Below are 20,968 nucleotides of genomic sequence, written 5' to 3' on the forward strand. Positions count from 1 at the left end.
CAGGCCGGGCTGGGCTGACAGCTGTGGAGCGGCGGCGACTACTCTGTCAACCATGACTGCCGTGACTCCCGACACCGCCGCATCGGACGCTGCTGCAACGGACAGCGCGAACACTCGCGAGGCCGTGCACGCCGCGGCCCGCCGCGCCCGCGTCGCGTCCCGTCGTCTTGCACTGCTGACCACCGCCGAGAAGGACGCTGCGCTGCACGCCGCGGCCGACGCGGTCCTCGCCGCCTCGGACGTGGTTCTCGCCGCGAACAGCGCGGATGTCGACGCCGCCCGCGAATCCGGAACCGAGGATTCGATCCTGGATCGCCTGCGGCTGACACAGGCCCGGGTCGAGGGCATCGCGTCCGGGCTGCGTCAGGTCGCCGGCCTGCCGGATCCGGTCGGTGAGGTGGTCCGCGGCTCGACGCTGCCGAACGGACTCGAGATCCGGCAGCTGCGGGTGCCCCTCGGCGTCGTCGGCATGGTGTACGAGGCCCGGCCCAACGTCACCGTCGATGCGTTCGGTCTCGCCCTCAAGTCCGGTAATGCGGCGCTGTTGCGCGGCTCGTCGTCGGCGGCACGGTCCAACGCGGCGCTCGTCGAGGCGCTGCGCGGCGCGCTCGGGGCACAGGGTCTGCCTGCGGACGCGGTGCAGTTGCTGCCGAGTGAGGACCGCTCCTCGGTCACCCACCTCATCCAGGCGCGCGGCCTGGTCGACGTGGTCGTCCCGCGCGGCGGCGCAGGCCTGATCGCCGCGGTCGTGCGCGATGCGACGGTGCCGACCATCGAGACCGGGGTCGGCAACTGCCACGTGTACGTGCACGCGGCCGCGGATCTCGAGATGGCCGAGAAGATCGTCGTCAACGCCAAGACGCGCCGGCCGAGCGTGTGCAACACCGTCGAGACCGTGCTCGTGGACAAGGCGATCGCCGACACCGCGGTGCCGCAGTTGCTGTCGGTGCTGCAGGCCCACAGCGTCGTCGTGCACGGCGACCTGCCCGGACTGGTCCCGGCGACGGAGGCGGACTGGTCCGAGGAGTACCTGACGCTCGACGTGGCGCTGGCCGTCGTCGACGATCTCGATGCCGCGGTCGAGCACATCGACCGCTACGGCACCGGCCACACCGAGGCGATCGTCACCTCGGATCTGGCGGCGGCCCGGGAGTTCACCGCGCGGGTCGATGCCGCAGCGGTTATGGTCAACGCTTCGACTGCCTTCACCGACGGCGAGCAGTTCGGGTTCGGTGCCGAGATCGGCATCTCCACCCAGAAGCTGCACGCCCGCGGCCCGATGGGCTTGCCGGAGCTGACCTCCACCAAGTGGGTGGTGTGGGGCGATGGCCACACCCGCCCGGCCTGATCGAAAGGATCCAGCGTGGATCGTGCGCTGCCGACCACTCCGCCGATCTTCGCCGACGTCGACGATGTGATCGCGCGTCTCGCGGAGACGGGCTATCTCGCCGACAAGGCGACCGCGACCGCCGTGTTCCTCGCCGACCGGCTGGGCAAACCACTGCTCATCGAGGGACCGGCCGGTGTCGGTAAGACCGAACTGGCGCGTGCCGTCGCGCAGACCTCCGGCGCCGAACTGGTGCGACTGCAGTGTTACGAGGGCGTCGACGAATCCCGCGCGTTGTACGAGTGGAACCACGCCAAGCAGATCCTGCGGATCCAGTCGGCGGGCGCGAGTGCCGCCGCGGGAACGAGCGAGTCGTGGGATTCGACGAAGCAGGACGTGTTCTCGGAGGAGTTCCTGCTCTCGCGTCCGCTGCTGACGGCGATCCGCCGGGAGGATCCGACGGTGTTGCTCGTCGACGAGGTCGACAAGGCGGACGTGGAGATCGAGGGCCTGCTGCTCGAGGTGCTCAGCGATTTCGCGGTCACCGTCCCCGAGCTCGGAACGATCCGCGCGGTGCGCAAGCCGTTCGCTGTGCTCACCTCGAACGCCGCGCGGGAACTGTCCGAGGCGCTCAAGCGACGCTGCTTGTTCCTGCACCTGGACTTCCCGGACGCGGAACTCGAGCGCCGGATCCTGGCGAGTCGCGTCCCGGAGCTGCCCGAGGCCGTCGCCGAACAGCTCGTGCGCACCGTGCGGGTGCTGCGTGGCATGCAGCTCAAGAAGCTTCCGTCGGTCGCCGAGACGATCGACTGGGGCCGGACGCTGCTGGCGCTCGGGCTCGACACGCTCGACGACGCGGCGGTCCGCACCACGCTCGGAGTCGTACTCAAACACCAGTCCGATCAGCAGCGTGCTGCTGCCGAGCTGCGGCTGAACTGACATGGCCGGCGCACGCCCGCCCGGGCAGACCCCGGGACCGTCCGCTCCGCACGGGCAGAGGCGAGGGCCCGGGGCTCCGCACGGCCTGCCCGGGCATCTCGTCGGGTTCGTCGAGGCGCTGCGCCGGCGCGGTATCGCGGTCGGGCCGTCGGAAACCGTCGACGCCGGTCAGGTCATGACGGTGCTGGACCTGCTCGATCGTGAGGCGCTGCGGGAAGGGCTCGCGTGCACGCTCTTACGCCGGTCCACCCATCGTGCGACCTTCGACGCACTGTTCGACCTGTGGTTCCCCGCCGCGGTCGGGCAGCGTGAATCCGGTGGGATCGAGCCGTCGCTGCCGCGCACACCGGACGGCGACATCGATCTCGAGGCGCTGCGCGATCTGATCGCCGAACTGCTGTCCGACGAGTCGCCCGAGGCGTTGGAGCTCACGGAGCTGCTCACCGCCCAGCTCGTCGAGGAGCTCGGCCAGTACGCGTCCGGTAACGGCCCGTCGTTCTCCGCTTACCAGGCACTGCGGGACGTCAAACCCGAAACGCTCGTGAACCGCATCCTCGAGGGACTGCTGGGCAACGGGTCGTCGAACGAGCACGAACCGGCCGGCGACTACGAGACCGAGGTCGCGCGCCGCACCGCCGCACGGCGGGTCGCGGATTTCCGGGCGATGGTCGAGCGTGAGACGCGGCGGCGCACCGCCGAACAGGTCGGTCGCGAGCGCGTCGAGAAGTACGGCGTGCCGAAGCTCGCCGAGGAGGTCGACTTCCTGCGCGCCTCGGACGCCGAACTGACGGCGTTGCGCCGCAGCGTGACCCCGCTGGCCCGGTTGCTGGCGAGCCGGCTCGCGGCACGCCGACGCCGTGCTCGCGCCGGTGCCATCGACCTGCGCCGCACCCTGCGCAAGTCGATGTCGACCGGCGGAGTGCCCATCGACCTGGTGAACCGCAAACCGCGGCCTGCCCGCCCGGAACTGGTGGTGCTGTGCGACGTCTCCGGGTCCGTCGCCGGATTCTCACACTTCACGCTGCTGCTGGTGCACGCGCTGCGCGAGCAGTTCACCCGGGTCCGGGTGTTCGCGTTCATCGACACCACCGACGAGGTCACGGACTATTTCTCGGCGGGTGCCGATCTGGGAACGTCGATGTCGCGGATGCTGCGCGAGGCCGATCTCATCGCGTACGACGGGCACTCGGACTACGGCAACGCGATCGGGGTGTTCGCCGAGAAGTACGCGCACAGCCTCACCAGCCGCAGTTCGCTGCTGATCCTCGGCGACGGGCGCACCAACTACCGCAACCCGAACCGTGAGGCACTCGAACATCTGGTGACGGTCGCGCGGCACGCGCACTGGCTCAACCCGGAGCCGCGCGGACAGTGGGGTGCCGGCGACTCGGCGGCGAAGGTGTACAGCGAGGTCATAACGATGCACGAGTGCCGGTCCGCGCAACAGCTCGCGACCGTGGTGTCGACGCTCCTGCCGATCTGATCTCGACTGCCGATCCGATTCGGCGCTGTGCGGCGCACGCCTGTCAGCGCGGCGTGATCCACACGGTGATGTCGGCGTGCACGACCTCGGTGCCGTGCTTGTCGCGGACGATGACGGGGATCGTCAGTTCGGATCCGTCGCCGATCATGTCGAAGTCCGGCAGCTCCGCCAGCGCGGCGACCGCCTGCAGACCGGTCGTCGCCTTCGCGAGATAGCGGGTGGTCATCGCTTTGGGGATCCAGCGGTGCGAGGTGGGCACGGTTGCCTCCGCGAGCATTCCCATCGCGGCCTCGGCGAGGTTGCAGGCGGCGATCGCGTGGAAGGTGCCCAGGTGGTTGTGCACTCCCCACCATTTCGGGGCGTGCACTTCGCAGAGGCCGGGTTCGAGGCGGGTGACGCGCGGCAGCACGGTCGCGAAGAACGGCACCCGGGCGCACATGCCCAGAGAGAACAGTGTGGAACCGAGCCGACCTTCGGGTAGCCGGGTCCAAGCACGGTAGGTCGGGGTGGTCGTCATACCCGCATCTTACTCTTGAGTAAGTTCGTTCGGGTGTCGCGGCGTGAACACGCGCGGACAGCCACTCGGCGGTGAACCCGTAAGCTGGGCAACCGTGCAACAGCCATCCGACCAGCAACCCGCGCTCCGCCGGCGCGTGGGTGTCATGGGCGGCACCTTCGACCCGATCCACCACGGTCACCTCGTGGCGGCCAGTGAGGTCGCCGACCGTTTCGGTCTCGACGAAGTGATCTTCGTGCCGACCGGTCAGCCGTGGCAGAAGTCCGATCGTCACGTCAGCTCCGCCGAGGACCGCTACCTGATGACGGTCATCGCGACCGCGTCGAATCCGCGGTTCTCCGTCAGCCGCGTCGACATCGACCGCGGCAAACCGACCTATACCGTGGACACCCTGCGGGACCTGCACGACCGGCTTCCCGACGCCGAGCTCTACTTCATCACCGGAGCGGACGCGCTCGCGTCGATCCTGTCCTGGCAGGATTGGCAGGGGCTGTTCGACCGCGCCCGCTTCGTCGGTGTCTCCCGCCCCGGCTACGACCTCCATGTCGAGCACCTCGCCGGACACCTCGAGGGCTTGCCCGCCGACGCCGTGAGCCTCGTCGAGATCCCGGCTCTGGCGATATCGTCGACGGACTGCCGCGCGCGGGTCAGCGCGAACCGCCCGGTGTGGTACCTCGTCCCGGACGGGGTGGTGCAGTACATCAGCAAACGAAATCTGTATCGTCCGCAGGATTCGCGGCGGCCGGACGGCGCCGCCGCGGTGACCGACCCGCAGGCGGTCCGCAGCGGGGCCGCACCCGAACGGCCCTGCACCGCAACCGAGAGAAAGAGCACGCAGTGAGCGCATCGGCAGAAGCCATCGAGATGGCACGAATCGCAGCCCTGGCGGCCGACGAGAAACTGGCATCCGACGTCGTGGTGCTCGACGTCTCCGAGCAGCTCGTGATCACCGACTGCTTCGTGATCGCCTCCGCGGCGAACGAGCGGCAGGTCAATGCCATCGTCGACAACGTCGAGGAGAAGCTGCGCGAAGCCGGCCACAAGCCGGTGCGCCGCGAGGGCACCCGGGAGGGCCGCTGGACGCTGCTCGACTACATCGACGTCGTCGTGCACATCCAGCACGACGAGGAACGCAACTTCTACGCCCTCGAGCGACTGTGGAAGGACTGCCCGACCGTCCCGGTCGACGGCATCGAACCGTCGAGCCGGAACCTCGGCGCGCCGGACGACGACGCGCTGCCGGAATCCCCGGACAACCGGTGACGGACTTCGTCCGCCGGCTGATCCTGCTCCGTCACGGACAGACCGAGTACAACGCGACCAGCCGCATGCAGGGCCAGCTCGACACCGAGCTGTCCGAGCTGGGCCGGCGCCAGGCGCTCGCCGCGGCACGGGAGATCGCGGCGCTCGAGCCGCTCGCGGTCGTCTCGTCCGACCTGCGGCGCGCGTACGACACCGCGGTCGCGCTCGGTGACAGCGCCGGCCTTCCCGTGGAGATCGACCCGCGCCTGCGGGAGACGCACCTCGGGCAGTGGCAGGGACTGACACACCACGACGTCGACTCGGTCGCACCCGGTGCCCGTGCCGCGTGGCGCGCCGACGCGAGGTGGGCGCCGCCGCAGGGGGAGAGCCGGGTCGACGTGGCCCGCCGCAGCGTCCCGGTCGTGCGGGAACTGCTCGACAAGTACGAACAGTGGGGGCAACGGCCGATCGTACTGGTCGCGCACGGCGGGCTGATCGCAGCGCTTACCGCCGCCCTCCTGGACCTGCCTGTGGATCGCTGGCCGATCCTCGGCGGTCTCGGCAACACCGGATGGGTACGGCTCAGCGGCTACGGAGAGGAACCCGCATGGCGGCTCGATGTGTGGAACGCGACGGCGAGCGTGGTGGCCGATGACGTCCTCTGACGCACCGGGCGTTCCGGTCACCTCGGGCGGCTCGCCCCGCCCGACCCTGCTCGTCATCGCCGACTCGCTCAGCTACTACGGTCCCGAAGGTGGCCTGCCCGCGAACGATCCGCGGATCTGGCCGAACATCGTTGCGGCCGAACTCGGCTGGGACGTCGAGCTGGTCGCCCGGATCGGCTGGACCACCCGCGACGCGTGGTGGGCGATGACGCAGGATCCCCGTGTGTGGGCGTCGATTCCGCGCGCGGGCGCCGTCGTCCTCGCCGTCGGTGGCATGGACACGCTGCCGTCACCCCTGCCGACCGCGTTGCGAGAACAGTTGCGTTATGTGCGGCCCGCGTCGCTGCGCCGCGTCGCCCGCACCGCGTACGGCTGGCTCCAGCCGCGGCTTTCGCCGCTCGGCTGGCCGGTCGCGCTTCCGGCACGCGTGAGCGTCGAATACCTCGAGACGATCCGTGACGCGCTCGCCTACATGCGCCCGGAATTGCCGGTCATCGGCACCCTCCCGTCCGTGCACCGCAGCGACCAGTATGCGTCCGTGCACAAGGGCCGTCCGGCGGCGGCACGTGCGATCGCCGAGTGGGCGGCCGAAAAGTCCGTTCCTCTGGTCGATTTGGCCGAGGCGGTCCGCGAGAACATCGAATCGGACGACGCGAACCCCGACGGCATCCACTGGGGCTGGGACGCGCACCGAAAGGTCGCAGCCGCGATGGTCGACGCCGTGCGGATGGTGCACCGAAATGCGGACACGGCGGCAGACGGCATACGGTAGTCGACGTGTCTGTTGTGGTGGTGACCGATTCCTCGTGCTGCCTGGATCGGGAAACGGTGGAGCGGTACGGCATCCGGGTCGTGCCGCTGCACGTGATCTCCGACGGTCGTGAGCTCCGTGAGGGCGTCGACGAACTGCCCGAGGACCTTTCGAAGGTCACCACCTCGGGGCCGGCGCCCGCTGAACTCACCGACGTCTACGCCGAGGCGCTCGCCGACAGCGACGGTGACGGCGTCGTCGCCGTGCACATTTCGCGGCAGCTGTCCGGGACATGGGAGGCCGCCCGGTACGCGGCCGACGCATTCGGGGGACGCGTGCGCCTCGTCGATTCCCGAAACACCGCAATGGGATTGGGGTTCTCCGCACTCGCCGCTGCCCGGCTCGCCGAGTCCGGCGCGACACTCGACGAGGTCTACACCCGCGCCGTCGACGTCGCGGCGGCCGGCCGTGCCCTGCTCGTCGTCGACCGGCTCGACCATCTGCGCCGCGGCGGTCGGATCGGCACCGCGACCGCGCTGCTCGGTACGGCCCTGTCGATGAAGCCCGTCCTGCATCTCGTCGACGGCAAGCTCGTCCTGCGGGAGAAGACCCGGACCATGTCCAAGGCGCTCGCCAAACTCGTCGACGCCGTCGTCGACCAGTGCGCCGAGCTCGCGACGATCGCCGACCCGAAGGTCGCCGTGCACCACCGCGACGCGCCCGACCGCGCGAAGTCCCTCGCCGAGGAACTCTCCGGTCGGCTCCCCGAGGGCACGGAACTGAGAGTCTCCGAACTCGACGCCGTGCTGGGCGCGCACGTCGGTCCCGGCGCGATCGGGATCGTCGTCTCGCGGGACTGACCGGCCCGGATCGGATCGTCCACGCGGACCCGTGATTTCACCACGCGCCGAATTCGGTCGGATTCGGGCGTCGGTGCGGTGGTTGCCCTAGCATCGGGTCCGTGACCGACTCGTCCGGCAGTAGAGCCCCGCTGCGTGTGCTCGTCTACAGCCACGACGCGAACACCCGCGCGCAGGTCGTGCGCGCCCTGGGAACGCGACCGCACCCGGATCTCCCGGATCTCGAGTACATCGAGGTGGCCACCGCACCGGTCGTGATCCGGCAGGTGGAGGAGGGCGACATCGCCCTGGCTGTCCTCGACGGAGAAGCGGCGCCGGTCGGCGGCATGGGTCTGGCGAAACAACTGCGCGACGAAGTCGATCCCTGCCCGCCGCTGCTGCTGCTGCTGGGGCGTCCCGACGATGCCTGGCTGGCCTCCTGGTCGCGGGCCGACGCCGCCGTGGTCCACCCGGTCGATCCGTTCCGGCTCGCCGAGGAAGCGCTGCCGCTGCTCCGCCGAGCGTGACCTTCCCGTGACCGCACTGTGACAGCGGTGAATCGCGCCACGGTTCGTCACGGATCCGTTCGATCCCACCGAATTTCGGCACCGTGAAAATCGGGACAAGGCCGGGGACAACCCTTGTAGGGTGAGTCGCATATCACACCGGAACGGAAGGAGTGATTCCGGTTATGTATCGAGCCTCGACGGGATCGGTGAGACCGTTCGGTTCGTGGCGGCCGGGATCACGAGAAGGAGGGGGGATCAGCAAACGTGAACCTCTATGTGCCGATTCTCGTGCTCGGGGCGATCGCCGTCGCCTTCGCGGTGTTCTCCGTGGGAGTGGCCGGCCTGGTCGGCCCCCGGCGATACAACCGAGCGAAACTCGAGGCCTACGAATGCGGAGTCGACCCGACGCCGCAGCCCACGGGCGGCGGACGGTTCCCGGTCAAGTACTACCTGACCGCGATGCTGTTCATCATCTTCGACATCGAGATCGTCTTTCTCTACCCGTGGGCGGTGCATTTCGACAGCCTCGGACTGTTCGGTTTCGGCGCCATGGCGCTGTTCCTGTTCAACGTGTCCGTGGCCTACGTCTACGAGTGGCGACGCGGGGGTCTCGGATGGGACTGACGGATGTTCCCCGGTCCGCACCGGGCCGGTGCGTCGCCGCACCGACATCGGAAGCGAGATGAGTCGGATATGGGAATCGAAGAGAAGGTACCGAGCGGTTTCCTGTTGAGCACGGTCGAGGTCGCCGCCGGGTACGCCCGCAAGGGCTCGCTGTGGCCCGCGACCTTCGGCCTGGCGTGCTGTGCGATCGAGATGATGACCACCGTCTCCGGTCGCTTCGACATCGCCCGCTTCGGGATGGAAGCCTTCCGCGCCTCGCCCCGGCAGGCAGACCTCATGATCGTCGCCGGACGGGTGAGCCAGAAGATGGCGCCGGTGCTGCGGCAGGTCTACGACCAGATGGTCGAACCGAAATGGGTGCTCGCGATGGGGGTATGCGCCTCCTCCGGCGGCATGTTCAACAACTACGCGATCGTGCAGGGCGTCGACCATGTCGTCCCCGTCGACATCTACCTGCCCGGCTGTCCGCCCCGGCCGGAGATGCTGCTCCACGCGATTCTGATGCTGCACGAGAAGATCCAGCAGATGCCGCTCGGCGTCAACCGCGACGAAGTGATCCGCGAAACCGAGAAGGCGGCGCTCGCGTCCCCGACCACCCTCGAACTGAAGGGCCTGCTGCGGTGACCGGGCAGGAACCGGCCGGGCGGGAACCGGCCGGGCCCGAGATGATCGAGGTGCGCCGCGGGATGTTCGGTCCGACCGGCACCGGCGACACCTCCGGATACGGCGGGCTCGTCCAGCCGATCATGCTGCCCGGTGCGGCATCCCGCCCGTACGGCGGCTGGTTCGACGAGGTGGCCGACGGTCTCGACGCCGCGCTGACACGGGCCTCGGTGACACCGGAGGAGGCCGTCGAACGTGTCGTCGTCGACCGCGGCGAGATGACCGTCCACGTCCGCGCCGAACACCTGACGCAGGTCACCCGGTCCCTGCGCGACGAACCCGGCCTGCGGTTCGAACTGTGCCTCGGCGTCAGCGGGGTGCACTACCCGCACGAAACCGGCCGCGAGCTGCACGCGGTCTACCACCTGATGTCGATCACCCACAACCGGCGGATCCGGCTCGAGGTGTCGGTTCCCGATGCCGACCCCCACGTTCCGTCGCTGTACGCGGTGTACCCGACCGTCGACTGGCACGAGCGGGAAACCTACGACTTCTTCGGGATCGTGTTCGACGGGCACCCGGCGCTCACCCGCATCGAGATGCCCGACGACTGGGTGGGACACCCGCAACGCAAGGACTACCCGCTCGGAGGAATCCCCGTCGAGTACAAGGGCGCGCGGACACCGCCACCCGACGAACGGAGGGCGTACCACTGATGAGCGATCCCTATTCGACCGGCCGAGACGCCGAGGGCACCGTCTACACCGTCGCGGGTCAGGACTGGGACGAGATCGTCGAGGCGGTCCGCGCATCGGCGGGACCGGACGCCGAACTCGCCGAGGAACGCATCGTCGTCAACATGGGTCCGCAGCACCCGTCGACGCACGGCGTACTGCGGCTGATCCTCGAGATGGACGGTGAGACCGTCACCGAGGCCCGCTGCGGTATCGGATACCTGCACACCGGAATCGAGAAGAACCTCGAATTCCGCACGTGGACACAGGGTGTCACGTTCGTCACGCGCATGGACTATCTGTCCTCGTTCTTCAACGAGACCGCCTACTGCCTGGGCGTCGAGAAGCTCCTCGGCATCACCGATCTCGTGCCCGAACGAGCCACCGTCGTGCGCGTGATGCTCATGGAGCTCAACCGCGTCTCCTCGCATCTGGTGGCGCTGGCCACCGGCGGCATGGAACTCGGGGCCATGACGTCGATGTTCCTCGGGTTCCGGGAACGGGAACTGATACTCGACGCGTTCGAGGCCGTCACCGGGCTGCGCATGAACAACGCCTACATCCGGCCGGGTGGTCTCGCACAGGACCTGCCCCGCGGTGCGCTCGAGAAGGTCCGTGAGGTCCTCGACGTCGTGCCGCGCCGCCTGCGCGACCTCGAGGACCTGCTCGACGAGAACGCCATCTGGAAAGCCCGCACGAAGGACGTCGGCTACCTGGATCTGATGGGCTGCATGGCCCTCGGCATCACCGGCCCGGTACTACGGTCCACGGGACTGCCGCACGATCTACGCAAGACGCAGCCCTACTGCGGTTACGGGACCTACGAATTCGACGTCGTCACCGACACCGGTTGCGACTGCTACGGTCGCTACCTGATCCGTGTCGGCGAGATGAAGGAATCGCTGAAGATCGTCGAACAGTGCCTCGATCGGCTGCGGCCAGGGCCGGTCATGGTCGACGACCCGAAGGTCGCGTGGCCGGCCGACCTGGCGGTCCGCGACGACGGGCTCGGCAACTCGCCGGAGTACATCCGCAAGATCATGGGCACCTCGATGGAAGCGCTCATCCACCATTTCAAGCTGGTCACCGAGGGATTCCGCGTCCCGGCCGGACAGGTGTACGTGGCCGTGGAATCCCCCCGTGGCGAACTCGGCGTACACATGGTCAGTGACGGTGGCACCCGTCCCTATCGGGTGCACTACCGGGATCCGTCGTTCACGAACCTGCAAGCGGTCGCGGCGATGTGCGAGGGCGGCATGGTCGCCGACGTCATCGCCGCGGTCGCCAGCATCGATCCGGTGATGGGAGGGGTCGACCGATGACCCGGGCACGACCTACCGCTGAACCGACGGCCCCCCGGGACCGGCCCGGGCCGGTGTTCGTCGAATTGGGCCGCACCGCAGCCGAAACCGACCGTATCGAACGTCCCGGCGCACCCAGAACATATCCGCCGGACGTGCGGGATCGTCTCGATGCGGACGCCGCCGCGATCATCGGCCGCTACCCGGTGGCGCGGTCGGCGCTGATACCGCTGCTGCACCTCGTCCAGGCCGAGGACGGCTACATCACCCCTGCCGGAATCGAGTTCTGCGCAGCGCAACTCGCGCTCACCGGCGCCGAGGTCGCTGCCGTGGCGACCTTCTACTCGATGTACCGCCGTCGCCCGACCGGCGACTACCACGTCGGCGTCTGCACCAACACGCTGTGCGCGATCATGGGCGGGGACGCGATCCTCGCGGCCCTGGAACAGCATCTGGGCCTCGGGCCCGGTGCGGCCTCGGACACCCCCCGAACCGATACGACCCCCGACGGGAAGATCACCCTCGACCACATCGAATGCAACGCGGCCTGCGACCTCGCGCCGGTGGTCATGGTCAACTGGGAGTTCTTCGACAACCAGACCCCGGAGTCGGCGACCGCGCTCGTCGACGCCCTGCGCGCCGGCAAGCGCATCACCCCGACCCGCGGTGCGTCGCTGTGCACTTTCCGCGAGACCGCCCGCATCCTCGCCGGATTCCCCGACGAACGTCCCGGTGCGAACGACGGTGCGCCCCCGGGCGACGCGACCCTCGCCGGACTGCGGATCGCCCGCGAACGCGACATGCGAGCACCCGACCCGACCGGAACGAAAGGGGAGTGACATGCCGCTGAGCCCCGTCCTGAGCCGGTACTGGGATCAACCCCGGTCGTGGACCCTCGACACCTACCGGAGTCACGACGGCTACCGGGCCCTCGAACGTGCCCTGCGCACCGGTCCGGACGAGGTCATCGCCACCGTCAAGGATTCCGGGCTGCGCGGCCGCGGCGGCGCGGGATTCCCGACCGGCACCAAATGGTCGTTCATCCCACAGGACCCCAGCACCCCCGCCGGCGCGAAGCCGCACTATCTCGTCGTCAACGCCGACGAATCCGAGCCGGGCACCTGCAAGGACATGCCGCTGATGCTGGCAACGCCGCACGCGCTCGTCGAAGGCGTCATCATTGCGGCCTACGCCATCCGGGCCTCGCACGCGTTCATCTACCTGCGCGGGGAGGTCGTTCCCGTCCTTCGGCGGTTGCAGACCGCGGTCGCCGAGGCCTACGCCGCCGGATATCTCGGTCGCGACATCCTCGGATCGGGCTTCGACCTGGACGTCGTCGTGCACGCCGGCGCCGGCGCCTACATCTGCGGCGAGGAGACCGCACTGCTCGACTCGCTCGAAGGCCGCCGCGGACAGCCGCGTCTGCGCCCGCCGTTCCCCGCGGTGGCCGGTCTCTATGCGTGCCCGACCGTCGTCAACAACGTCGAATCCATCGCGAGCGTGCCGTCGATCCTCCTCAACGGTGTCGACTGGTTCCACGCCATGGGCACCGAGAAATCCCCCGGGTTCACGCTGTACTCGCTGTCCGGTCATGTCACCCGGCCCGGCCAATACGAGGCGCCGCTCGGTATCACCCTGCGCGAACTTCTCGATTACGCCGGTGGCATCCGCGCCGGGCACCGGCTCAAGTTCTGGACTCCCGGCGGGTCGTCGACACCGCTGTTCACCGCTGAGCAACTCGACGTTCCCCTCGACTACGAAGGGGTCGCGGCCGCCGGGTCGATGCTCGGCACCAAGGCCCTGCAGATCTTCGACGAGACGACCTGCGTGGTGCGCGCGGTGCTGCGCTGGTCGCAGTTCTACAAACACGAATCGTGCGGGAAATGCACGCCCTGCCGCGAAGGCACCTGGTGGCTCGTGCAGATCCTCGAACGCCTCGAGGCCGGCACCGGAACCGAGGGCGATCTCGACAAGCTGCTCGACATCTCCGACAACATCCTCGGGCGCGCGTTCTGCGCCCTCGGGGATGCCGCGACCAGCCCCATCACCTCCTCGATCGCACTGTTCCGCGACGAGTACATCGCGCACCTCACCCACGGCGGATGCCCGTTCGATCCGCGCCTGTCCATCCTCACGTCAGGGGGCCGCTCATGACCGCCGACAAGGATGCTGCAGTCCGGAACCCCCGCGTCACGATCGACGGCATCGAGATCTCCGTGCCGCCGGGCACTCTCGTGATCCGCGCCGCCGAGCAACTCGGCATCCGTATCCCGAGGTTCTGCGACCACCCGTTGCTCGAGCCGGCCGGGGCGTGCCGCCAGTGCCTCGTCGAGGTCGAAGGCCAGCGCAAACCGCTCGCCTCGTGCACCACCACGGTCACCGACGGCATGATCGTCCGAACTCAGCTCACCTCCCCGGTGGCCGACAAGGCGCAGCAGGGCGTGATGGAACTGCTGCTCATCAACCACCCCCTGGACTGCCCCGTGTGCGACAAGGGCGGGGAATGCCCGCTGCAGAACCAGGCGATGTCCAACGGCCGCGGCGATTCCCGCTTCGAGGGTGTCAAACGGACCTTCCCGAAGCCGATTGCGATCTCCGCACAGGTGCTGCTGGACCGGGAACGGTGCGTGAACTGCGCTCGCTGCACCCGTTTCTCGCAGCAGATCGCGGGCGACCCGTTCATCGATCTGCTCGAGCGCGGGGCGGGGCAACAGGTCGGGATCTACGCCGAGGAACCCTTCGAGTCCTACTTTTCCGGTAACACCGTCCAGATCTGCCCGGTCGGAGCACTGACCGGAACGGCCTACCGGTTCCGGGCGCGCCCGTTCGACCTGGTGTCCAGCCCGAGCGCCTGCGAACACTGTGCCAGTGGCTGCGCGCAACGCACCGATCATCGGCGCGGCACCGTGATGCGACGCCTCGCGGGCGACGATCCGCAGGTCAACGCCGAATGGAATTGCGACAAGGGCAGATGGGCGTTCACCTATGCCACCGAACCCGACCGGCTCACCACCCCGCTGGTCCGCGACGACGACGGGACCCTCGCGCCGAGATCCTGGCCGGCCGCCCTCGCGATCGCCGCCCGGGGACTGGCCGCCGCGCGCGGTACGGGCCTGCTCGTCGGGGGACGCCTCACCGTCGAGGATGCGTACGCCTACGCGAAGTTCGCGCGGGTCGTCCTGGGCACCAACGACATCGACTTCCGGGCGCGGGCGCACTCCGAGGAGGAGGCGCAGTTCCTGGCGGCGCGCATCGCGGGCCGGCCTCTCACCGTCACGTACGAGGATCTGGATCGGGCGCCGGCGGTGCTGCTCGTCGGGTTCGAACCCGAGGAGGAATCGCCGATCGTCTTCCTCCGGTTGCGCCGGGCGGCACGCGGTGGGGCCGCGATCCGGTCGATCGCGCCGTACGCGAGCCGCGGCCTGACGAAGATGTCGGGCGAACTGGTGCAGGCCGTGCCCGGTGCCGAAGCCGCGGTGCTGGACGGGATCCGGTCGGGCGAGCAGGCAGGGGACGTCGCGGACCTGCTCCGCCGGCCCGGATCGGTGATCGTCGTCGGGGAGCGGTGCGCGTCGATGCCCGGCGCGTTGTCCGCGGCGATCCGGCTCGCCGACGACACCGGCGCGCGGCTCGCGTGGGTGCCCCGGCGGGCCGGTGAACGCGGCGCGCTCGAAGCCGGGGCATTGCCGACGCTGCTGCCGGGTGGGCGGGACGTCACCGACCCGCAGGCGCGCAGGGAGGTTTCGCAGGTGTGGTCCGACCCCGTCGGGGGCGCCGTGGAACTGCCCGCGAATCCCGGCCGGGACACCGCGGGCATCCTCGCCGCGGCCGCGGCCGGTGACCTGGGGGCGCTCGTCATCGGCGGTGTCGACCTCGACGACCTGCCGGACCCGCAGGCGGCGCGGTCCGTGGTCGAATCGGCCGGATTCGTCGTGAGCCTCGACCTGCGTCGCAGTGCCGTCACCGATCTCGCGGACGTGGTGTTCCCGGTTGCCGCCGTCGCGGAGAAGTCCGGTGCCTTCCTCGATTGGGAGGGACGTGTCCGCGAGTTCGAGATCGCGCTGCGCGGCATCGACACCCTGCCCGACCGGCGGGTCCTCGACGCGCTCGCCGCCGAGATGGGTACCCGGCTCGGCATACCCGATACCGCGTCCGTGCGGCGGGAACTGGACCTCCTTGGCCTCTGGGAAGGCGAGTATCCGGCCGCTCCCGAAATCGGTGCGGTGGAGCCGCCCCGCGCCGGTCCCGGCGAGGCGGTCCTCGCAGGATGGCGGATGCTGCTCGATGCCGGGCGGATGCAGGACGGCGAACCGTACCTGGCCGCGACCGCCCGGCGACCCGTGGTCCGGCTGTCCACCGCGACCGCCACCGAGATCGGCGTATCCGACGGGGACGCCGTGACGGTCGGCACCGACCGCGGCACCGTGACGCTGCCGCTCGAGATCACCGAGTTGCCCGACCGCGTCGTGTGGCTCCCGCTCGACTCGCCCGGGTCCGCCGTCCATCGGCGGCTTGGCATCGGGCCCGGCGCACTCGTGCGGATCCGGGCCGGGGAGGTGCGGTGATGTCCGGATACACCGACCTGGCGGCGTTCGGCCACGATCCGTGGTGGCTGATCCTCGTCAAGGCCGTGGCGGTGTTCGCGTTCCTGGTGCTCACCGTTCTCGTGGCGATCTACGCGGAACGGCGGGTCCTGGCCCGCATGCAGATGCGGGTCGGACCGAATCGTCTGGGGCCGCAAGGCATCCTGCAGAGCCTCGCCGACGGCGTCAAACTGGCGCTGAAGGAGGGCATCGTCCCGTCCGGGGTGGACCGTCCCGTCTATCTGCTCGCCCCGATCATCGCGACGGTGCCGGCGTTCATGGCGTTCGCGGTGATCCCGTTCGGACCGGTGGTCTCGGCGTTCGGGCAGCGCACGCCCTTGCAGCTCACCGATCTTCCGGTCGCGGTGCTGTACATCCTGGCGGTCACCTCCATCGGTGTGTACGGCATCGTGCTCGCCGGCTGGTCGTCCGGATCGACGTACCCGCTGCTCGGTGGTCTGCGGTCGACCGCGCAGGTGATCTCGTACGAGATCGCGATGGGTTTGTCGTTCGCTGCGGTGTTCCTGCTCTCCGGCACGATGTCCACGTCCGGGATCGTGTCCGGGCAGATCGGGACGTGGTACGTCTTCCTGCTGTTGCCCTCGTTCCTCATCTACGTCACGGCGATGGTCGGCGAAACCAACCGCGCCCCGTTTGATCTGCCCGAAGCCGAAGGTGAACTCGTCGGCGGATTCCACACCGAGTACTCGTCGCTGCGCTTCGCGATGTTCATGCTCGCCGAGTACGTCAACATGACGACCGTGTCCGCGCTGGCCACCACGCTGTTCCTCGGCGGCTGGCATGCTCCGTGGCCGCTGAACGTGTGGGACGGCGCCGACTCCGGGTGGTGGCCGGTGCTGTGGTTCGTCGTCAAGGTGTGGGCGTTCCTGTTCTTGTTCGTGTGGCTGCGCGCCACGCTGCCCCGGCTGCGCTACGACCAGTTCATGAACCTCGGCTGGAAGATCCTCATTCCGGCGTCGCTGCTGTGGGTCGTGGTGGTCGCCGTGATCCGGGCGCTCGGCAATGAAGGATATGCGGCCGGGCAGGGCACGCTCGCCGCCGTCGGCGCGGCGTGCGTCCTGGTGTTCCTCGTGCTCATGCGGATGCGACGTGGATCCGGCAGCGGTGAACCCGACCGCATCGCACCGGAAGTGGACGAACCGTTCGATCCGAGGGCCGGGGGCTTCCCGGTCCCGCCGATGCCGGGCACGGTGCCCGCGCAGCGCACTCCCGGGGAGGGATGACGATGCCCGAATTCCTCGATCCGATCGCCGGTTTCGGCACCACGTTCGCGGCGATGTTCAAGAAGCCGATCACCGAGCAGTACCCCGAGCAGAAGCGCCCGCCGGCACCGGGATATCACGGCCGTCACCAGCTCAACCGGCACCCGGACGGCCTCGAGAAGTGCATCGGCTGCGAACTGTGCGCGTGGGCGTGCCCGGCCGACGCCATCTTCGTCGAAGCCGCGGACAACACCGACACCGAACGATATTCGCCGGGGGAGCGGTACGGCCGGGTCTACCAGATCAACTATCTGCGGTGCATCGGTTGCGGTCTGTGCGTCGAGGCGTGCCCGACACGCGCGCTGACCATGACCTCCGACTACGAGATGGCCGACGACAACCGTGCCGACCTCATCTACGACCGGTCGCGGCTGCTGGCACCGCTGCAACCAGGGATGGAGGCGCCGCCGCACGCGATGTACCCGGGCACCACCGACGAGGACTACTACCGGGGACTGGTACCGGGCGCCGATCCGGAAGGAGCACCGGAACAATGAACATGCTCACCACCGTAGTCCTCGACCCAGCGGTCCTCGCCCAGGACGTCGTCGAGCGCACGTCCACCGGTGAAGCGGTGCAGTTCTGGATCCTGGCCGTCGTCGCCGTGGTCGGGGGGATCGGGGTGGTCGTCTCGACCAAGGCCGTGTACTCGGCGATCTTCCTGGCGCTGACCATGATCGTGCTGGCCGCCTTCTACATTGCGCAGGATGCCCAGTTCCTCGGCGTCGTCCAGATCGTCGTGTACACCGGCGCAGTCATGATGCTGTTCCTGTTCGTAGTGATGCTCGTCGGTGTCGACACGTCCGAGTCGCTCACCGAAACACTTCGCGGGCACCGTATCGCCGCAGTCGTGGCCGGAATCGGCTTCGGGGCGTTGATCATCGGGTTCCTCGCCGACACCGAACTGCCGCCGTTCGCGGGTTTGACGGACACCGGCGACGGGCATGTCGCCGGTCTCGCGGAGCTGCTGTTCGTGCGGTATGTGTGGGCGTTCGAACTCACCGGGGCACTGCTCGTCACCGCGACCATCGGCGCGATGGTGCTGACCCATCGTGAACGGGTGGGTGAGCGCCTCGGCCAGAAGGAACTGGCCCGCAAGCGGTTCCGTGACTGGGGTGCGCCGACCGCGCCCGGGGAGCCGGAGGTGCGCGTGACGCCGCTGCCCAGTCCCGGTGTGTATGCACGACGCAACGCCGTCGACGTTCCGGCCCGGCTGCCGGACGGCACCTACTCGCCGCTGTCGGTGAGCCGGGTGCTCGAGGCCCGGGGCGCGGTGGTCGAGGGGCCGGGCGAGGAGGAAACCCGATGAATCCGGCGAACTACCTGTACCTTTCCGCATTGCTGTTCACCATCGGTGCCGCCGGTGTTCTCGTCCGACGCAACGCGCTGATCGTATTCATGTGCGTCGAGCTCATGCTCAACGCCACGAACCTGTCGTTCGTGACGTTCGCGCGGATGCACGGAAACCTCGACGGCCAGGTGTTCGCGTTCTTCACGATGGTCGTCGCCGCCGCCGAGGTGGTGGTCGGCTTGGCCATCATCATGACCATCTTCCGTGCCCGGCGTTCGGTCTCGGTCGACGACAACAACCTGCTGAAGTACTGAGCCTGTCGAAGCACCGAGCCTGTGCGGATGCACTGAGAGGAGACCGGGATGGGCGGAACCTCGGCCGTGTGGCTGCTGCCGGCGCTGCCGCTCGCCGGCGCCGCGATACTGCTGCTGACCGGGCGGCGCGGCGACGCGTGGGGACATCTGCTCGGCTGCGCGACCGCGCTCGCGTCGTTCGTTCTCGGCCTGGTGCTGTTCGTGCAGATGCTCGGCCGTGACGCCGCCGACCGGGCCGTGCAGCAGGACCTGTTCTCGTGGGTCCCCGCCGGTGGGCTGCAGGTCGGCTTCGGTCTGCACCTGGACCAGTTGTCGATGTGCTTCGTGCTGCTCATCACCGGCGTCGGATCGTTGATCCACATCTACTCGGTCGGATACATGGCGCACGGTCCGGACCCGTCGGGCAACACGGCGGGACGGGCGCCCGGGCGACGGCTGTTCTTCGCATACCTCAACCTGTTCCTCGCCGCGATGCTGTTGCTGGTGCTCGCCGACAACTACCTGGGCCTGTACCTCGGGTGGGAGGGTGTCGGTCTCGCGTCGTACCTGTTGATCGGGTTCTGGCAGTACAAGCCGACCGCGGCGACCGCGGCGAAGAAGGCGTTCGTCGTCAACCGGGTCGGCGACATGGGCCTGGTCGTCGCGATGATGATCATGTTCGCCTCGTTCGGCACGATCGGGTTCGCCGACGTCTTCCCCGCAGTTCCGGGTGCGAGCGAGACGGTGTCGACGGCGATCGGCCTGACGCTGCTGCTGGCGGCGTGCGGTAAATCCGCGCAGGTGCCGTTGCAGTCGTGGCTCGGGGACGCGATGGAAGGTCCCACCCCGGTGTCCGCGCTGATCCACGCGGCGACGATGGTCACCGCCGGTGTCTACCTGATCGTCCGCTCCGGGCCGATTTTCGACGCCGCGCCGGGCGCGCAGCTGGCCGTGGTGATCGTCGGTGCGGTGACCTTACTGTTCGGCGCGATCATCGGCTGTGCGAAGGACGACATCAAGAAGGCGCTGGCTGCGTCGACGATGAGTCAGATCGGCTACATGGTGCTCGCCGCGGGACTCGGACCGGCCGGCTACGCGTTCGCGATCATGCACCTGCTCACCCACGGCTTCTTCAAGGCGGGGCTGTTCCTCGGCGCCGGATCGGTGATGCACGGCATGAACGACGAAACCGACATGCGCCGCTTCGGTGGACTGCGCGCCGTCATGCCCGTCACCTTCGTCACGTTCGGCCTCGCATATCTGGCGATCATCGGGATACCGCCCTTCGCCGGGTTCTTCTCGAAGGACCTGATCATCGAGGCGGCGTTCGGATCCGGCGGCGCCGAAGGCTTCGTCCTCGGCGCGGCCGCACTGCTCGGCGCCGGCATCACCGCGTTCTACATGACCCGCGTGATGCTCATGACGTTCTTCGGGCAGCGGCGATGGACGGTCGACGTGCACCCGCACGAGTCACCCGGGGTGATGACCGCGCCGATGGTGGTGCTGGCGATCGGATCAGTCGCCGGCGGTGCACTCCTGGCCTACGGTGGGGCGCTGGTGAACTGGCTCGAACCGGTCGTCGGGGAACACCACGGTGAACTTCCGGTCCCGGTGTGGGTGCTCACCGTCGTGACCCTCGCGGTGGTGCTCGTCGGGGTCGCCGTCGCCTACCGGCAGTATGCGACCCGCGCGATCCCGGTCGATGCACCGGACGACGTGTCCGGCCTGACCCGCGCCGCGCGCCGCGACCTGTACGGGGACGCGGTCAACGAAGCGGTGTTCATGCGACCGGGACAGCACGCGACCCGCGCCCTCGTCGACGTCGACGTCCGCGCCGTCGACGGTGCCGTCGGTGGGATCGCCGCGCTGATCGCCGCCGCGTCGGCGCGACTGCGCACCCTGCAGACCGGATTCGCCCGGTCCTATGCCCTGTCCATGCTTGTAGGCGCGGCCCTGGTGGTCGCCACGATGGTGCTCTGGTGAG

At 68.9% G+C, this 20,968-nt stretch carries 22 protein-coding genes; 21 read left to right on the plus strand and 1 reads right to left on the minus strand.

The features are described 5' to 3' along the window. Positions 1–52: 52 nt before the first annotated feature. The 3 genes from RZ1_RS13765 to RZ1_RS13775 are packed head-to-tail and all read left to right on the plus strand — an operon-like array spanning position 53 to position 3,749. Positions 53–1,348 carry a glutamate-5-semialdehyde dehydrogenase gene (locus RZ1_RS13765; RefSeq protein ID WP_072812666.1) on the plus strand — a complete coding sequence of 432 codons (1,296 nt, stop codon included), beginning with the start codon at positions 53–55 and terminating at the stop codon, positions 1,346–1,348. A gap of 15 nt (positions 1,349–1,363) precedes the next feature. Continuing rightward, a complete protein-coding gene (locus RZ1_RS13770; protein WP_072812667.1) occupies positions 1,364–2,266 on the plus strand; it encodes an AAA family ATPase in 903 nt (300 codons plus the stop codon). Position 2,267: 1 nt separating this feature from the next. Beyond that, entirely contained in the window at positions 2,268–3,749 is a 1,482-nt protein-coding gene (locus RZ1_RS13775) for a vWA domain-containing protein (protein WP_072812669.1), read from the plus strand. Between the two features lie 43 nt (positions 3,750–3,792). Here RZ1_RS13775 and RZ1_RS13780 read toward each other — a convergent pair whose 3' ends face one another. Then, complete coding sequence (locus RZ1_RS13780) at positions 3,793–4,266, minus strand: hotdog fold domain-containing protein (RefSeq protein WP_072812670.1); 474 nt, start codon at positions 4,264–4,266, stop codon at positions 3,793–3,795. Between the two features lie 145 nt (positions 4,267–4,411). On the opposite strand from RZ1_RS13780, the gene nadD reads away from it, so the two are divergent. The 18 genes from nadD to nuoL all read left to right on the plus strand — a co-directional run bounded on the left by nadD (position 4,412) and on the right by nuoL (position 20,967). Then, positions 4,412–5,107: a nicotinate-nucleotide adenylyltransferase gene (gene nadD, locus RZ1_RS13785; protein WP_083583682.1), complete on the plus strand. Its 696-nt coding sequence runs from the start codon at positions 4,412–4,414 to the stop codon at positions 5,105–5,107. Next, positions 5,104–5,529: a ribosome silencing factor gene (rsfS, locus tag RZ1_RS13790; protein WP_072812673.1), complete on the plus strand. Its 426-nt coding sequence runs from the start codon at positions 5,104–5,106 to the stop codon at positions 5,527–5,529. Before nadD ends, rsfS begins: the two co-directional genes overlap by 4 nt. Next, positions 5,526–6,173, plus strand: a complete 648-nt coding sequence (locus tag RZ1_RS13795) for a histidine phosphatase family protein (RefSeq protein ID WP_072812674.1) — start codon at positions 5,526–5,528, stop codon at positions 6,171–6,173. Before rsfS ends, RZ1_RS13795 begins: the two co-directional genes overlap by 4 nt. Further along, positions 6,160–6,945, plus strand: coding sequence for a diglucosylglycerate octanoyltransferase (gene octT / locus RZ1_RS13800; RefSeq protein WP_072812676.1), 786 nt, complete (start codon positions 6,160–6,162; stop codon positions 6,943–6,945). Before RZ1_RS13795 ends, octT begins: the two co-directional genes overlap by 14 nt. Before the next feature lie 5 nt (positions 6,946–6,950). After that, complete coding sequence (locus RZ1_RS13805) at positions 6,951–7,784, plus strand: DegV family protein (protein WP_072812677.1); 834 nt, start codon at positions 6,951–6,953, stop codon at positions 7,782–7,784. 101 nt (positions 7,785–7,885) lie between these two features. Continuing rightward, on the plus strand, positions 7,886–8,290 hold the full coding sequence (locus tag RZ1_RS13810) for an Rv3143 family two-component system response regulator (protein ID WP_072812678.1): 405 nt from the start codon (positions 7,886–7,888) through the stop codon (positions 8,288–8,290). 246 nt (positions 8,291–8,536) lie between these two features. Then, positions 8,537–8,896 carry an NADH-quinone oxidoreductase subunit A gene (locus tag RZ1_RS13815; RefSeq protein WP_072812680.1) on the plus strand — a complete coding sequence of 120 codons (360 nt, stop codon included), beginning with the start codon at positions 8,537–8,539 and terminating at the stop codon, positions 8,894–8,896. A 69-nt stretch (positions 8,897–8,965) separates the two neighbouring features. Then, positions 8,966–9,520, plus strand: a complete 555-nt coding sequence (locus RZ1_RS13820) for a NuoB/complex I 20 kDa subunit family protein (protein WP_072812681.1) — start codon at positions 8,966–8,968, stop codon at positions 9,518–9,520. After that, positions 9,517–10,215 carry an NADH-quinone oxidoreductase subunit C gene (locus tag RZ1_RS13825; protein ID WP_072812682.1) on the plus strand — a complete coding sequence of 233 codons (699 nt, stop codon included), beginning with the start codon at positions 9,517–9,519 and terminating at the stop codon, positions 10,213–10,215. The genes RZ1_RS13820 and RZ1_RS13825 overlap by 4 nt, the downstream gene beginning before the upstream one ends. Continuing rightward, entirely contained in the window at positions 10,215–11,555 is a 1,341-nt protein-coding gene (gene nuoD, locus RZ1_RS13830; protein WP_072812684.1) for an NADH dehydrogenase (quinone) subunit D, read from the plus strand. The genes RZ1_RS13825 and nuoD overlap by 1 nt, the downstream gene beginning before the upstream one ends. Continuing rightward, positions 11,552–12,373, plus strand: a complete 822-nt coding sequence (gene nuoE / locus RZ1_RS13835) for an NADH-quinone oxidoreductase subunit NuoE (protein ID WP_072812685.1) — start codon at positions 11,552–11,554, stop codon at positions 12,371–12,373. Before nuoD ends, nuoE begins: the two co-directional genes overlap by 4 nt. A gap of 1 nt (position 12,374) precedes the next feature. Then, on the plus strand, positions 12,375–13,688 hold the full coding sequence (gene nuoF / locus RZ1_RS13840; RefSeq protein ID WP_072812687.1) for an NADH-quinone oxidoreductase subunit NuoF: 1,314 nt from the start codon (positions 12,375–12,377) through the stop codon (positions 13,686–13,688). Continuing rightward, positions 13,685–16,099, plus strand: a complete 2,415-nt coding sequence (locus RZ1_RS13845) for an NADH-quinone oxidoreductase subunit G (protein ID WP_072812689.1) — start codon at positions 13,685–13,687, stop codon at positions 16,097–16,099. Before nuoF ends, RZ1_RS13845 begins: the two co-directional genes overlap by 4 nt. Beyond that, positions 16,099–17,361 (plus strand): NADH-quinone oxidoreductase subunit NuoH, encoded by a 1,263-nt coding sequence (gene nuoH, locus RZ1_RS13850; protein ID WP_072812691.1) that lies wholly within the window; start codon positions 16,099–16,101, stop codon positions 17,359–17,361. Before RZ1_RS13845 ends, nuoH begins: the two co-directional genes overlap by 1 nt. Positions 17,362–17,363: 2 nt before the next feature. Next, positions 17,364–17,897: an NADH-quinone oxidoreductase subunit NuoI gene (gene nuoI, locus RZ1_RS13855; RefSeq protein WP_169917956.1), complete on the plus strand. Its 534-nt coding sequence runs from the start codon at positions 17,364–17,366 to the stop codon at positions 17,895–17,897. Positions 17,898–17,899: 2 nt separating this feature from the next. Further along, on the plus strand, positions 17,900–18,709 hold the full coding sequence (locus tag RZ1_RS13860; protein WP_072812787.1) for an NADH-quinone oxidoreductase subunit J: 810 nt from the start codon (positions 17,900–17,902) through the stop codon (positions 18,707–18,709). After that, the gene (gene nuoK / locus RZ1_RS13865) at positions 18,706–19,005 is read left to right on the plus strand and encodes an NADH-quinone oxidoreductase subunit NuoK (protein ID WP_072812694.1); all 300 of its coding nucleotides are present in this window, start codon (positions 18,706–18,708) and stop codon (positions 19,003–19,005) included. The genes RZ1_RS13860 and nuoK overlap by 4 nt, the downstream gene beginning before the upstream one ends. Positions 19,006–19,053: 48 nt before the next feature. Continuing rightward, positions 19,054–20,967 carry an NADH-quinone oxidoreductase subunit L gene (gene nuoL, locus RZ1_RS13870; protein WP_072812695.1) on the plus strand — a complete coding sequence of 638 codons (1,914 nt, stop codon included), beginning with the start codon at positions 19,054–19,056 and terminating at the stop codon, positions 20,965–20,967. The last annotated feature ends 1 nt before the right edge of the window (position 20,968 follow it).

The organism is Rhodococcus zopfii NBRC 100606 = JCM 9919 (assembly GCF_001895025.1).
Classification (GTDB): Bacteria; Actinomycetota; Actinomycetes; order Mycobacteriales; family Mycobacteriaceae; genus Rhodococcus; species Rhodococcus zopfii.